Source organism: Kineosporia rhizophila (assembly GCF_021277265.1).
Classification (GTDB): Bacteria; Actinomycetota; Actinomycetes; order Actinomycetales; family Kineosporiaceae; genus Kineosporia; species Kineosporia rhizophila.
The window spans coordinates 102,320-116,639 of the sequence record NZ_JAJSOH010000017.1 but is presented as its reverse complement, the minus strand read 5'-3'; the positions used below and the strand labels follow the sequence as shown (position 1 = coordinate 116,639).

Sequence of the window (14,320 nt, the reverse complement as noted above, 5' to 3'; positions counted from 1 at the left end):
TGACGCCGGCAGTCCTGCTGACGCCGGCAGTCCGGCGAAAGCCGGGTCGAACCGGCTGCCGACGGAGGGCAGCTCACGGGTTAGGCCGGCCAGACGACCCGGGCCAGATCGGCCCGTCGCTTCACCTGCCGCCCATGCCGGTGCCAGGCCGTCTTCGGCCGAGTCGCTCGTTGCCGCGCCCTGCCCATCCGCTTCGTGCTCCGCCGCGCTTTGCCCCAGCACACCTCGGCTTTGGCTCAGCGCACCTTGCCCAGATGCTTCTCTCCCTGCCGCGCCCCGCCCGACCGCGCCCCGCCCCACGCCTTGCCCAGCCGCATTTTTCCACGCCGTTCTTCGTCCCACCGCGCCCAGCACAACCGCGTCTCGCCCTGCCTGGTCATTGCCTGCCAGGCTTTCCCCTGTCCGCTCCTCGCTTGCCCGGCCTTTCCCCGCCAGGCCTTCCCCTTCCGGGTCCCCGCCTGCCCGGCCTTCCCCCGCCAGGCTTCCCTCCGCCAGGCTTCCCTCCGCCAGGCTTCCCTCCGCCAGGCTTCCCTCCGCCAGGTCTCCGCGGCCACCTTCTACCCCGCCGCGCTGACCGCCCTCTCCGAACTGGCCAACCCCCTCGACGGTTGCCTCAGGGTCTTCCAGAACACCAATCCGCCTGCCGATCGCCAAATTTCCGCGGTCGGCAACAGCACCTTGACCAAACCCCTCCGCCGATTTCTCCCAGCTGCCTACCCGCATTCCCCGGCCGTCCTTGGGCGGGTTCCGCTGACTTCCTGGTGACAGCACCGATTCGACGGCCAGGTCCACCCCGAGGGCAGGCGTGATGCCTGCCTCCTGGCACGCCCCGGCGAACTTGATCGCTCCGTACAGCCCGTCGCGATCGGTCAGGGCGAGTGAGGTCAGACCTTCGGCTACGGCCTGGTCGACCAGTTGACGCGGGCTGGAGGCGCCGTAGCGGAGGGAGTACCCCGAGGCGACGTGCAGATGGGTGAAGCGGTGCGGCATCTCGTGGTCATTCGCAGCTCGGCAGGGTCATCGGAAGAACCTGCTGGTAGGGCAGACCGAGCGTGGACTCGACCAGGTGGTGGAAAGCCTCGGCATCACGAAGCAGGTCGTCCGCGTCGGCAGCGCTGACGACGGCGGTACGGCCGGCGTCGATCGCGGCCCGGCGAGAAGCGGTGGCAGCGAAGTACGAGGCCCACTCACCCAGTTCGGGTGCCACGCGGGGCAGCACTTCCCAGACGCTGCGCGGCCCGCCGCGACCACCGGGACGGCTGCGGACCGCCAGCACGGCGGCTGCAGACCTCAGTGCCGCGAGGTGCGCCGTGACGTAGCGCTCCGACGCGGTGCGTGAGGCGCAGGCCTGCGTCAGACCGGAACGGGAACGGTCGAGCAGCATCCGGGCCGCGGTCGAGACGGGCGGCCGGGCCAGAGTGGTCGCCGACATGTCGGCCTCCTCTTGGTCAAGGCGTTCAGGACGTTCGGACGGACGAACGGGTACAACGGGACGATCGGGAACATCACCGGAGCGGATGGGGCGGGGAGACTGCGAAGGAGGCGGCACCGGATCCGGTGCGCTCTCATCCGTTTCTGCCTTCTCGGCCTTCCTGGCCCTGGACTGCGAGGGACCGGATTCCTTCGGCCCCGAACCGCTTCCCGGATCGGTCATGCTGATCAGACCCGGAACCGCGACGTACTCAATCGGCGACCTGGAGCAGACGCCACGAATCCGCCGCCGACGTCGAGGACGGTGTACGGGAGAGGTCGTACACACCGTTGCCGAATGCCCGGCCGGTGCTCGCCTCTACCCGCCACACCTCACACTCGGTGTCGCGCAGGAACTCCTGGGACCGCTCCGCCTTGCCGGTGTCGTCATGACCTCCGGCGCTCTGACGCACTTCACCAACCGGTTCTCCAGCCCCCTGACGTCCGTGCGAACGGCGTTGCCCACCGCCGTAATGCCTTTCGTGCGGCCGGTGCGGATGATCGGACGGCCCCTGCCGCCGTTCAGCCACAGTCCCCCGAGTGCCACCGGGCACCCCGCCGGGCAGTTCCCCCGAGGATCCGCCGGATTCCCCGGACCAGACCGCGAACGACGGCCCTTCCGGGGAGGTGGCCGGCCGATCAGCCGATCGCTCGTCACCGTGCAGGGCCCGCGCGGCGGCGGTGGACCACCAGTCGCGCCGCTCTCGCCAGTGCCCGAGCACTTCACGCACCACATAGAGACGACCGCGCCAGAGGAAGGCCATCGGCGCGTCCCCTGTCTCCTGGACGACCCGGACATCGACCAGTTCGCTCACCCGACGAGCCATTTCGCTCAACACCTGCGCTTCCCGCTACCGCTGCCGACTGGAGTCCGACGTGCCGACTGAAACTGACGCTGAACCGGCGTGCCACGCGAAGGCCACGCGGAACGACCGGGCCCGGGGGAAGACGGGCGATCACCGATCCGAGGTTCCCCGTTCCACGGATCGGTGAGACATGACACCGGGACGGTCGACGACGAGGTGGGGTCGAGTTCACCTCGTCATCGACCTACTCACCAGGGGCAGCCGGCGCGCTGTGATCCCTGGCAAGCCCGTTCGAACAGATGTTCGAACAGTTCGAATGTACACCGGCTTCCCGGGAGTCCGTCAACCGCAACCGGACCATCATTCTGGCGACGCTGAGCATTCGCCTACTGACTCAGCGTAAGAATTGCAGGCAGCGGTGCGCCCCGCCCCGAACTGCCGGCCGCATTCGGCCAGATCAGGCGCTACGCCACGCCGACGGCGCACCGGCCGGGTCGGGCAGGCCTTCGACCGCCCGGGCCAGCCGGGCCCGCCACCAGTCCCTCCGGGCCCGGTCGGTCATCGCCACCGAGGCCAGGGCGGCCGGGTCCGGAACCGGCGGGCTCGCCGGAACCCGGATGAAACCTCTTTCCGGGCGCAGGGAATCGTCCGGTCGAACGACGTCCTCGACGAACAACGACACCGTGCCGAGCCCGCAGGCGAACGGCAGCTCCGGCAGCGCGGCCGCCAGAGCCACCTGTGCGGCCAGACCGATGCTGGTCTCCAGCGCGGAGGAGACCACGCACGGGAGCCCGGTGGATTCAGCCACCTCGAGCGCCCGCCGCACTCCGCCCAGAGGAGTGCACTTGATCACCGCCACGTCTGCGGCCTCGGCGAGCGGGACCCTCGTCGGGTCGGCCGCCTGCCGGATCGACTCGTCCGCCGCAATCCTGACATCGACCCGCCGGCGTACCTCGGCCAGTTCCTCCACCGTTCGACAGGGCTGCTCGGCGTACTCCAGCTCCCCCGCCGCCCTGATCAGGTGACGCAGCGCGCGCACGGCCTGGTCCGCGTCCCAGCGCGTGTTCGCGTCCACCCGGATCGCACCGTCCGGGCCGAGCGCCGACCGCACCGCCTCCACCCGCGCAACATCCTCGGCCAGCGAGTCCGGCCGGTCCGCCACCTTGACCTTCGCCGTGGCGCAGCCCGAGGCCAGCACCAGTTCGGCAGCGCGTTCAGGGGAGACGGCGGGCACGATGCAGTTGACCGGGATCGCTTCGCGGACAGGGTCCGGCCACCCGACGGTGCACGCCTCGACGGCCGTGGCCAGCCAGCGGGACGCCACCACGTCGTCGTACTCGGGGAAGGGGCAGAACTCCCCCCATCCCCGTGGGCCGGACAACAGGACCCCTTCTCGCACCGTGATGCCTCTGAACCGGTCGGTCATCCCGATCGCGTAGGGCACCACCTGCACGTCCGTCGCTGCCTGCACCTGGGCAGATTACGCCCGTCGCAAGACTGTCGGTCCCTCCGCGTAGGGTTGCGGCAGGTGATGGAGAGGGCAGGATGACGACTCCGGCGGAACAGGTGGTGAGGCGGCCATGACGTATGTAGTGCTCACTGTCTGGGGTGTTTCACTCGCCCGGGTGCCGTCGGCCCTGCTCCGGATGGGTCTCGACCGCCTTCCACTGCGCGGTGTCCCCGGGCTGCGTTTCGCCAAGCTCCTCGGTACCGGCGACGGGCGCACCTTCACCGTGCGCGACGCCGACCCGCGGCACTGGGGGCTCCTGACCGTCTGGGAAAGCCCCGTCCAGGCTGCCGCGTTCGAGAAGAGCCGGGTGCACCGGGGGTGGAACGACATCGCCACCGAGCGCCTGGAGATCACGATGAGCCCACTCTCCAGCAGAGGGCGCTGGGCCCGCACCGAGCCTTTCGGGTCACCGCAGCAGAAGCCCGGAACGGACACTGCAGTGGCCTCGATCACCCGAGCCCGCCTACGGCCCAGCCGGGCACTTTCGTTCTGGCGGGCGGTACCGCCGGTCTCCACAGATCTGGCCACGGTCTCCGGACTGCGCCTGGCGTTCGGCATCGGGGAGGCACCGATCGGCCTGCAGGGCACCTTCTCCCTGTGGGACTCGTCGTCCGCCTTGAACGATTTCGCCTACCGCCGCCCGGTCCACGTCGATGTGGTCCGCCGTACCGAACCTGAGCGTTGGTACTCGGAAGAGCTTTTCGCCCGGTTCGCCGTTCACTCGGTGAGCGGAACCCTGGGTGGCTTCCAAGGCGACACGATCGTCTCCACCTCTCCGGTCCCGGGCAGCCCTTCGCCCGGACCTACCACGACTCACGATCCGAGCGGGCGGTGAAAGCAGTGAGCAAGCAACCGACGGCACCCGAGACCCCCACGGCCGGGCCCGCCGGGGTTCGGGTCCCGGGGGCCGACCGGGCCGAGCGGGCCGAGCGGGCCGAGCGGGGCCGGCGAGCAGGGTGGCCGGGCCGGGCCGGGGGAACGGGGACTTCCGATCTCCCCGGGCGTATCGTCGCCGCGCTGCTGGTGGCCGGCATCCTCACCCAGATCAGCTACCCGCTCACCTCCGGCACCGTTCTTCGCGTGGTCACGGTGGTCAGCGTGGTGCTGCTGACCTCGGCCGGGGTGCTGCACGCCGCGCTCCGGTGGAGCGCGGCGCACGCCGCGGTCCTGTTCCTGGTCGCCGGTGGCATCGGCCTGCTGGCCGAGGCCGTGGGAGTCAGGACCGGTTATCCGTTCGGCGAGTACGTGTACACCGGCCAGCTGGGCCTGAAACTTGCCGAAGTGCCGCTGCTGGTACCGATCGCCTGGACGATGATCGCCTATCCGGCGCTCCTGCTCGGCCGTCGACTGGCTGCCCGTCCGGACGGGAGTACCAGCCGGATCCGTACCGTCCTGCTCGGCGGAATCACGCTTGCTTCCTGGGACCTGTACCTCGACCCGCAGATGATCGCCCAGGACGCCTGGCGTTTCGCTCACCCCACTCCGCATCTGCCTGGGGTGCCCGGCATCCCACTGACCAACTTCGCGGGCTGGGTGCTGGTCGCGCTGGTGATGATCGCCGCCCTGGACCGGGCGCTGCCCGACCGGCCGCGCCACCACCCCACCTGGGAATGGCCCGCAGCCGCCGTGCTCACCTGGACCTGGCTGGGTTCGGCAGTGGGCAATCTGCTCTTCTTCGGCCGTCCCTGGGTGGCGCTCTACGGCGGGCTCGTGATGGGCCTGACCATGCTGCCCTATCTGCGCCGACTGGCCGCTGCCAGCCAGCCGGGGCAAGAGCGGCAACAGCCCTCTGAGAAACCGACGCCCGACACGGCTCCGGGCTCGCCGGGCGCCACCTCCGCAAGAACCGGCACCAGTTCCACCGGCACCAGTTCCACCGGCACCAGTTCCACCGGCACCAGTTCTAGCGGCACCTCCACCAGTAACAGCTCCACCCGCACCAGCCCCACCCGCACCAGCCCCACCAGCACAGACAATCTCACCGCAGGATCAGCGCGGAACGGCGGGGACGAGTGACTCTGACCGACCTTCAGGTGCGGAACCGGACCTCCGCCCGGGTGTCCAACACGCCAGGGCCCGAGCGGAACGAGACCCGCTCCGGCAGTCGTGGCCCCCAGAAAGGCCGTCGTGGGCCCCAGAAAAGCCGTCGTGCCACCGAGAAGATATGGCGAGGGCTCGTGCGCGCCGGGAGCCTGGCCGCGGTGGGTCTCACCGTCCACACTGCGTTCAATCTGCGCGCCCTGCGACGTCCCACCTGCGATCCCACCGAAGTCCGCGAGCGGGTCTCGGTGGTGCTGCCCGTCCGTGACGAGGCCGACCGGGTCGCGCCCTGCCTGGCCTCCCTTCTCGACCAGATCCGGATCCCCGACCTGGAGATCCTCGTCGTCGACGACGGCTCCACCGACGGCACCGCCGACATCGTGCGGCGGACCGCGGCCGGTGACCCTCGCGTTCACCTGATCGAGGCCGGTGAGCTGTCACCGGGCTGGCTGGGCAAGCCCCACGCCTGCGCCGCCGGGGCCCAGGCGGCCTCCGGATCGGTGCTCGTCTTCGTGGATGCCGACGTCCGGTTCGCCCCGCACGCCCTGGCCGCGGCCGTGGATCTGCTCCGGGAGTCCGGCCTGCAACTCGTCTCCCCCTACCCCCGGCAGCTGACCGACACCCCCGCCGAGCGTCTGGTTCAGCCGCTCCTGCAGTGGTCCTGGCTCACCACCCTGCCCTTGGGCCTGGCCGAGCGCTCGCCCCGCGGCAGCCTGGCCGCGGCCAACGGCCAGTTCCTCGTGCTCGACGCCAACGCCTACCGCGACAGCGGCGGGCACGCTGCGGATTCCGTACGCAGCGCCGTGCTGGACGACATTGCCCTGCTTCGCGCGGTCAAGGCGGCCGGCGGCCACGGCGGGGTGGTCGACGGCACCGGGCTCGCGGTCTGCCGGATGTACGGCAGCTGGCCGGAACTGCGCGACGGCTACACCAAATCACTGTGGTCGGCGTTCGGGTCCAGGGCCGGGGCCGGGGCGGTGGTCGCCGGGCTCGGCGTGGTCTATCTGGTCCCGCCGGTGGCCGCGCTCACCGGATCCCTCACCGGCTTCGGTGGGTACCTGGCCGGCGTGGTCGGCCGTTATCTCGTCGCCGAACGCACCGGCGGCCGGTCCTTGCCCGACGCCTTCGCCCACCCGGCATCGATCGCGGTGTTCGGCTCGCTGGTCGCCCGGTCGCTCAGGGCACAGGGCCGGGGCGAACTGTCCTGGCGCGGCCGGTCCATCGCCCCGGCCCGGCGCCGAGCGCACGAGGTGGAACCGGCCGACCCGGCCGAGGAGTACTGACGTGGCCAAGGTGGTGGTGATCGGCGCCGGGCTCGGCGGGCTCTCGGCCGCGGCCCGGCTCGGGGCGCTGGGGCACCAGGTGACCGTGGTGGAGCAGGCCGCGCAGGTCGGCGGCAAGCTCGGGCTGCTACGCCGCGAAGGCTTCGCCTTCGACACCGGCCCCAGCCTGGTCACGCTGCCCGCGGTCTATCGGGACCTCTTCCTCAAGACCGGCCGCCCGCTGGACGACGAGCTCGAACTGGTTCCGCTCGACCCGACCTGCCACTACCGCTTCCCCGGCGGTCTGGAGTTCGACCTGCCGAACACCGGCCCGGCCGGAGTCTCCCGGGCCTGGGCCGCAGCCCTGGGTGAGAAGGCGGGACGGGACTGGAGCGCTTTCCACCAGCGCTCCGCCCGGATCTGGGACCTGACGCGCGACCCCTTCCTGGAGTCCCCGCTCGAGGGCGTGCGCACTCTGCTCGGCCTGGCCCGCAATCCGGCCGACGTGCGCACGGTCGCGCCCTGGCTCAGCCTCCGCGACCTCGGCCGCAAGTACCTGCAGGCACCCGAGCAGCGGATGTTCCTCGACCGCTACGCCACCTACACCGGGTCCGACCCCCGGCGAGCACCGGCGGCCCTGGCCACGATTCCTTTCGTGGAACACGCTTTCGGCGCCTGGTACATCCCTGGTGGCCTCTGGCGTCTCGGGGCCGCCATCACCGAACGGGCGGTTTCACGCGGGGTCAAGATCCGCACCTCGGCGCCGGTCTCCCGGGTGCTCGCCGCACCGAAGGTGGAGGGCGTGCAACTGGAGAGCGGTGAGACCCTGCCGGCCGACGTGGTGGTCTCCGGCGTCGAGGCCGCCCACCTCTATCGCGATCTGCTGCCCGGGTCCGAAGGCGATCGGGGCCGCCGCGCGCTCGCCAAGGCCTCACCTTCGCTCTCCGGATTCGTCATGCTCCTGGCGCTGCGCGGGCGCACCCCGGGGCTCCGGCATCACACCGTGCTCTTCCCGTCCGACTACGACGCCGAGTTCGACCACGTGTTCGGCACCGGCCGGCAGTCCGGCAGACCTTCTCCGGTGCCCGATCCCACGGTCTACATCAGCGCACCGGACGATCCGGAGCTTCGCCCGGACGACGACCACGAAGCCTGGTTCGTCCTCGTCAACGCTCCCCGGCACGACCCGGGATCGGGGATGGACTGGGACCAACCCGGTCTGGCCGCCTCCTACGCCGAGAAGATCCTCGATGTGATGGCCCGGCGTGGTCTGGACGTACGGGAACGACTGCTCTGGAAAGAGATCCGGACCCCGGCCGACCTGGAGCGGAACACCCGCTCGACCGGAGGGGCGATCTACGGCTCCAGCAGCAACGGCGCCCGCTCGGCCTTCCTGCGCCCCGCCAACCGCAGCCCCGTTCCCGGGCTCTTCCTGGTCGGAGGCTCGTCGCACCCGGGCGGCGGCCTGCCCCTGGTCGGGCTGTCGGCCGCCATCGTCGCCGACCTCATCGGAAAGGCCTGATCAGAAAGACCTCATCGGACAGGCCTGATCGGAAGCACCTGATCGGAAGCACCTGATCGGCGGGCCTGCCGGAAAGGCTCTAGCCGAGCACGCGGTGAGCCACGTCCTCCGGCTCGGCCGCCTCGCCGATCGCCCGCACCACGGCTTCCACCGAGCCCGACCGGGCCAGTTCGTCCGCCAGATCCGGCAGGCCCGGCCGGTCACCGAAACGGCTGCTCAACAACGCCAGCAGAGTCTGGGCGACACCCTGTTCCCGGCCCTGTTCCCGGCCTTGTTCCCGGCCGCGCGCCTTCAGCGCCTCGCCGATCACGGTGTCGTCGTAGAAGCTGACCACCTCGTCGATGCTCACACCCATCTCCTTCCCGATGTTTCCGATCGTAGCCCGGTCCAGCGTGATCGCCGCCAATGTCACCGCGGCCTCGTACAGCCCGGCCTGCCGCTCCTCCGGCTGCTTGCGGATCAGCTCCAGTGTCTGCGCGAACCGGCTTCCCCGCTCGGCCCGGCTCCCCCGCGCCAGCACCGCCAGGGGTGCGAGATCAGGAATCGCCAGGAGCTGCTCCGGGTCGGTCTCCCGCAGGTAGATCGTGCGGATCCCGGCCGAGAACCCGTTCTCCGGGTCGTCGGCCGACCGCAGCCGCCCCTCCCCCAGCACCACCGCCACCTGAGTGAGCCGAACCCCCGGGTAGCGGCGCATGATCTGAGCCCGGTAGAGCATCATCCGGCCCGGCACGTCGGGCGTGGGGGTTCTCATGTACTCGGTGTGCAGCATGCGTTCGGCGCCGGTCCGGACCAGCAGGTCCACACTCAGCGTCTCGGCTGCGAAAACCCCCGGCAGCACGGCGGGTATCCCCTCCCACGGCACCCCGATCCAGTCGCAGAATCCCCGCAGATCGTTCTCGACGAGCCGCCGCATCACCCGGTCGTAGATCGGGCCAGGGCGGGCCGGTTCCTTCTCCATGCAACCGAGCCTGGCCAGAACCCACCGGCTGAAGCCCGCCCAGAGCGTCTTCTGTGGACAAATCCCGCTTCGTACAGACCGCTACTCCGAGAAAGCCCGCCGCATAGCCAGAATCAGCTGCCCCAGCCCTAGAAGCCCCGCCCCCGTAAGCACGATCCCGCCCATGGTCGCCCAGTCTGCCGCCGACTCCGGATACACCCCGGCGGCCAGCACGAACATGGCCGAGACCAGAACTCGCGTAGGGCGTTCGGACACCGTGACCACCCCGATCGAGGTCACCCCCCGGCTACGCGCCCACGACCGCACGCCCTCATGAATCAGAGCGAGCAGGGCCCCGGCGAGGGACCAGGGCAGCAGACCGCCGGCCAGCCAGAGGCATACGGCGAAGCCGACTTCCGTGGTGCGGTCGCAGACGTGGTCCAGACGTCTGCCCAGCTCGGTGACCTTGTCCGAAAGCACCGCGACAGCGCCGTCCAGACCGTCGAGGAGCGCAGAGACACCGATCAGAGCCGCAGCCAGCAGGGGCCAGCGGGATCCGGCACCGGCCGGCCACAGCGCGCCTACGCCCAGCACGAGTCCCGCCAGGGTGACCGCGTTCGGCGAGACCCCCAACCGGACCAGGGGCCTGGCCACCATGTACACGAAACGCAGCCAGGCACCCACGATCCCGGTGGGCGAGGCATCACCGTGCAGGGAGGACCAGTCACCGAACTCCGGCTCGGGATCAGTCATCCGCTACCCCCGCAACCGCCGACCTACGCACCGCACAGGCCCACCGACGTCTTCAGACAAAGGCAGCTAGACCCGCGCCGTCAGCCCCAAAGCCTCCGCCACCTCGAGCGTCGCCGTCGAGCGGTTCATCGTGATGAAGTGCAGCCCGGGCGCGCCACCCTGCAACAGCTCCTGGCACAGCTCGGTAGCGATCTCCACGCCCACCTGCCGCACCGCGGCCGGCTCGTCCGCCACCGCGTGCAGCCGCTCGACCACCTCGGCGGGCAGGGCCACCCCGGTGAGCTCGGCGATCCGCTCCACCTGGCGCACGTTCGTCACCGGCATGACCCCCGGGATGATCGGCATCGTGCAGCCCAGCGAGGCCGCCCGCTCGACCAGGTCGAAGTAGGCCTGCGGGCGGAAGAACATCTGGGTGATCGCGAACTGCGCCCCCGCCTCCGCCTTCATCGCGAGCACCCGGGCGTCGGCGTCGAGGTCGGCGCTGGCCGGGTGGATGTCCGGGAACGCAGCCACCCCCACACTGAAGTTGCCCAGCTCACGGACCAGTTTCACGAGTTCGACCGCGTAGCGCGGCCCGCCCTCGTGCTGCACCCACTCGGCCCGCGGGCCGCCCGCCGGGTCGCCCCGCACCACCAGCACGTTCTTCACCCCGGCGGCCGCATAGTCGGCGATCACCCCGCGCAGGTCGGCCAGGCTGGCGCCGACACAGGTCAGGTGCGCCATCGGGGTCAGCGTGGTGTCCTGCGCGATGCGCTGGGTGACCCGCGTGGTGCGGTCCCGGCTCGAGCCGCCGGCCCCGTAGGTGACCGACACGAAGGTCGGGTTGAGCGGCTCCAGCCGGCGGATCGACTGCCAGAGCACCGCCTCCGCCTCGTCGGTCTTCGGCGGGAAGAACTCGAACGAGATCGACGGGCGCTTCGCCGCGATGAGTGCCTGCAGCTGCTCGTGCAACGGGGAGCCAGCTGCCGATCGGTCCTGAGCCATGGGTACGAGTTTACGGGTCCGGGGCACCACAGCCGGGTACCGATCCGATCTCTTAGGGCCCAGACCGAACAATGGACGTCGGTGACCTCCTCGGTCACGGACGTCCGGCTCGTGCGAGCCGGTCGTTTTGGGACGGTCCGGGACGGAAGGCGGCGTTGTTCCGGGGCTGTCGCCCCTACCGACGCGCAACCGGTCGTCAGACCTGAGAAGGTGGGCTCCCGGCCACCACGGACCGGGCCCGAACCCGGTACGGACACCGGGTCGCCAGCAGGAACGAAACGAGGTCCCGTCAGCATGACGTCGCTCGCCCCGGCCCCCGGCCGCCATCCCCTGCAGGCCGAGGACCTGCGGGAGCGGGTGGACATGGCGCTGAGGGAGTTCCTCGCCCTGCGCTCGGCCGCCCTCGCCGACATCGCCCCGGAGTGCGTCCAGGTCCTCGACCGGATCACCTCGATGACCAGCGCCGGCAAACGCCTGCGCCCGGCCTTCCTCTACTGGGGCTGGCGTGGCGCCGGCGGCGAGAACTGCCCCGCCGCGGTGAACGCGGCCGCCTCGCTGGAGCTGTTCCAGGCCGCCGCGCTGATCCACGACGACCTGATCGACGCCTCCGACCTGCGCCGGGGGATGCCCGCGGTGCACAAGCAGTTCGAGAGCCTGCACACCGAGCAGGGCTGGCAGGGCGACCCGGCGGCCTTCGGCCTGGCCGGCGCCGTGCTGACCGGCGACCTGTGCCTGGTCTGGACCGAGGAGCTGTTCACCGCCAGCGGCATGTCCGCGGAGCAGCTCGGCCGGGCCCGGCCGATGTTCGACCAGATGCGCACCGAACTGCTGGGCGGCCAGTACCTGGACGTGCTCAGCCAGGTGGCCCCCCAGAGCGACCCGCAGGCGATGGTCGAGCGCGCGCTGCGGGTGGTGCGGTTCAAGAGCGCGAAGTACTCGGTGGAGCACCCGCTGCTGATCGGCGCGAGCGCGGCCGGGGCCGACGAGCGCCTGCTGGCCGTGTACTCGGAGTTCGGCCTGGCCCTGGGCGAGGCCTTTCAGCTGCGCGACGACGTGCTGGGCGTGTTCGGCGACCCGGGCACGACCGGCAAGCCGGCCGGCGACGACCTGCGTGAGGGCAAGCGCACCGTCCTGGTCGGCCGCACCCTGCAGCACGCCACCGCGGCGCAGACCGCCACCGTGAACCGGCTGCTGGGGGATCCGGGCCTGGACGAGACCGGGGTGGAGACGCTGCGCGAGATCATCGTCGGCACCGGCGCGCTCGCCGGGATCGAGGAGATGATCGCCCGCTCCTCCGCCCGGGCCGAGGAGGCGCTGGCCGGGGCCGAACTGGCCGACGGCCCGGCCCGTGACGTGCTGACCGGCCTCGTGGTCGCCGCGACCACCCGGGTACGGTGATCCGGGTGCCGGTGACCAACTCTCTGGGCCAGCGTTTCGCCCCTGCCGCTCTGCTCGCCGGCCGTAAGGGCCCGCGTACCGTTTCCGGGCCGACCGACACCGTGGTGATCGTCGGCGCCGGCCTGGCCGGCCTGTCCACCGCGATGCGGCTGGCCCGCACCGGGCGCCGCATCATCGTGCTGGAACGTGACCTGGTGCCGGGCGGGCGGGCCGCGGTGCGCTCGATCCAGGCGCCCGGCGGCAACGGGGAGTACCGCTTCGACCCGGGCCCGACCGTGCTGACCATGCCCGACCTGATCGCCGACTGCTTCGACGCGCTCGGCGAGGACATGGCCGACTGGCTCAACCTGAAGCCGATCGACCCGCTCTACCGGACCAGCTTCGCCGACGGCACCACGATCGACGTGCACTCCGACGTCGACGCGATGACCGAGGAGATCGAGAACAAGATCGGGCCGGACGAGGCCGGCGGCTTCCGGCAGTACGTGAAGTTCGTCTCCCGGCTGTACAAGTACGAGATGCGGGACTTCATCGACCGCAACATCGACTCCCCGCTGGACCTGGTCACCCTGAACCTGGCCAAGCTGGCCGCGATCGGCGGGTTCCGGCGGATGGCGCCCAAGGTCGGGCAGTACCTGAAGGACGACCGCACCCAGCGGATCTACTCGTTCCAGGCTCTGTACGCGGGTCTGTCGCCCTACGACGCGATGGCGTTGTACTCGGTGATCGCCTACATGGACTCGGTGGCGGGGGTCTTCACCGCGGCCGGGGGTATGGCCGCGGTGCCCACCGCCATGGCGGCCGCGGCCCAGCGGCACGGGGTGGAGTTCCGCTACGGCACCGAGGTCACCAAGGTCGAGCACAAGGGCGGCCGGGCCGTCGCCGTGCTCACCGCCGACGGCGAGCGCATCCCGGCCGACGTCGTGGTGCTCAACCCCGACCTGCCGGTCGCCTACCGCGACCTGCTGGGCAAGACCCCGCTGACCGTGCGCCGGCTGAAGTACTCGCCGTCGTGCTACCTGATGCTGGCCGGCACCCGGCAGTCCTGGCCCGGCGCGGCCCACCACAACGTGCACTTCGGCGGTTCCTGGAAGGGCACTTTCGAGGAGCTGACCTCCGGCCGGCTGATGAGCGACCCGTCGTTCCTGGTCAGCAATCCCACGATCTCGGACGCCCGGCTGGCCCCGGCGAACCGGCACATCCACTACGTGCTGTTCCCGACGCCGAACCTGGACGCCCCGATCGACTGGAAGCGGGTCGGGCCGGTCTACCGCGAGCACGTCCTGTCGATGCTCGACTCGCGCGGCTACAGCGGTTTCGCCGACTCGATCGAGGTGGAGGACGTCACCACGCCCCTGGAGTGGGCCGAGCGCGGGATGGAGCGCGGGGCGCCGTTCGCCTCCGCCCACTCGTTCTTCCAGACCGGCCCGTTCCGCCCGGGCAACCTCTGGGGCGAGAACGTGGTGTTCACCGGTTCGGGCACACAGCCCGGGGTCGGTGTGCCGATGGTGCTGGTCTCCGGGCGCCTGGCGGCGGAGCGGATCACCGGGCCCGATCCGGTGTACGCCTCCCGGGCCTGGCGCTGAGAGGCGTCACCCTCGGCCACGGAAAGTGACTGTCCGGTCACACCGGTAGTCT

Annotated in this window: 12 protein-coding genes and 1 pseudogene; 6 read left to right on the top strand and 7 right to left on the bottom strand. The window is 70.9% G+C overall.

Translation table 11 applies throughout. The annotated features are described in order from the left end of the window. Window positions 1-786 precede the first annotated feature (786 nt). From LWF15_RS38205 to LWF15_RS22890, 4 genes and pseudogenes are all read right to left on the bottom strand, one after another. A pseudogene (locus LWF15_RS38205) lies at window positions 787-990 on the bottom strand (PHP domain-containing protein); the annotation flags it as partial. A gap of 7 nt (window positions 991-997) precedes the next feature. After that, window positions 998-1,432, bottom strand: a complete 435-nt coding sequence (locus LWF15_RS22900; protein WP_232812958.1) for an SAV_6107 family HEPN domain-containing protein — start codon at window positions 1,430-1,432, stop codon at window positions 998-1,000. Window positions 1,433-1,682: 250 nt separating this feature from the next. Then, a complete protein-coding gene (locus tag LWF15_RS22895; protein ID WP_232812957.1) occupies window positions 1,683-2,297 on the bottom strand; it encodes a DUF6504 family protein in 615 nt (204 codons plus the stop codon). Between the two features lie 436 nt (window positions 2,298-2,733). Then, the gene (locus tag LWF15_RS22890; protein ID WP_232812956.1) at window positions 2,734-3,747 is read right to left on the bottom strand and encodes an o-succinylbenzoate synthase; all 1,014 of its coding nucleotides are present in this window, start codon (window positions 3,745-3,747) and stop codon (window positions 2,734-2,736) included. A 109-nt stretch (window positions 3,748-3,856) separates the two neighbouring features. Here LWF15_RS22890 and LWF15_RS22885 point away from each other — a divergent pair, with 109 nt between their 5' ends. The 4 genes from LWF15_RS22885 (at window position 3,857) to LWF15_RS22870 (ending at window position 8,610) form a co-directional block, all read left to right on the top strand. Continuing rightward, on the top strand, window positions 3,857-4,621 hold the full coding sequence (locus tag LWF15_RS22885) for a monooxygenase (protein ID WP_232812955.1): 765 nt from the start codon (window positions 3,857-3,859) through the stop codon (window positions 4,619-4,621). A 5-nt stretch (window positions 4,622-4,626) separates the two neighbouring features. Next, window positions 4,627-5,802 carry a carotenoid biosynthesis protein gene (locus LWF15_RS22880; protein ID WP_232812954.1) on the top strand — a complete coding sequence of 392 codons (1,176 nt, stop codon included), beginning with the start codon at window positions 4,627-4,629 and terminating at the stop codon, window positions 5,800-5,802. Window positions 5,803-5,963: 161 nt separating this feature from the next. Then, entirely contained in the window at window positions 5,964-7,109 is a 1,146-nt protein-coding gene (locus tag LWF15_RS22875) for a glycosyltransferase (RefSeq protein ID WP_232812953.1), read from the top strand. Between the two features lies 1 nt (window position 7,110). Continuing rightward, window positions 7,111-8,610 carry a phytoene desaturase family protein gene (locus LWF15_RS22870; protein ID WP_232812952.1) on the top strand — a complete coding sequence of 500 codons (1,500 nt, stop codon included), beginning with the start codon at window positions 7,111-7,113 and terminating at the stop codon, window positions 8,608-8,610. Between the two features lie 79 nt (window positions 8,611-8,689). Here LWF15_RS22870 and LWF15_RS22865 read toward each other — a convergent pair whose 3' ends face one another. From LWF15_RS22865 to metF, 3 genes are all read right to left on the bottom strand, one after another. Further along, window positions 8,690-9,568, bottom strand: coding sequence for an RpnC/YadD family protein (locus tag LWF15_RS22865; protein ID WP_232812951.1), 879 nt, complete (start codon window positions 9,566-9,568; stop codon window positions 8,690-8,692). A gap of 81 nt (window positions 9,569-9,649) precedes the next feature. Next, window positions 9,650-10,300, bottom strand: a complete 651-nt coding sequence (locus LWF15_RS22860; RefSeq protein WP_232812950.1) for a CDP-alcohol phosphatidyltransferase family protein — start codon at window positions 10,298-10,300, stop codon at window positions 9,650-9,652. A 66-nt stretch (window positions 10,301-10,366) separates the two neighbouring features. Next, entirely contained in the window at window positions 10,367-11,284 is a 918-nt protein-coding gene (metF, locus tag LWF15_RS22855) for a methylenetetrahydrofolate reductase [NAD(P)H] (protein WP_232812949.1), read from the bottom strand. Between the two features lie 294 nt (window positions 11,285-11,578). Here metF and LWF15_RS22850 point away from each other — a divergent pair, with 294 nt between their 5' ends. Together LWF15_RS22850 and crtI are read left to right on the top strand one after the other, a co-directional pair. Continuing rightward, window positions 11,579-12,682, top strand: coding sequence for a polyprenyl synthetase family protein (locus LWF15_RS22850; protein WP_232812948.1), 1,104 nt, complete (start codon window positions 11,579-11,581; stop codon window positions 12,680-12,682). Between the two features lie 50 nt (window positions 12,683-12,732). Beyond that, window positions 12,733-14,268 carry a phytoene desaturase family protein gene (gene crtI, locus LWF15_RS22845; protein WP_352396669.1) on the top strand — a complete coding sequence of 512 codons (1,536 nt, stop codon included), beginning with the start codon at window positions 12,733-12,735 and terminating at the stop codon, window positions 14,266-14,268. The last annotated feature ends 52 nt before the right edge of the window (window positions 14,269-14,320 follow it).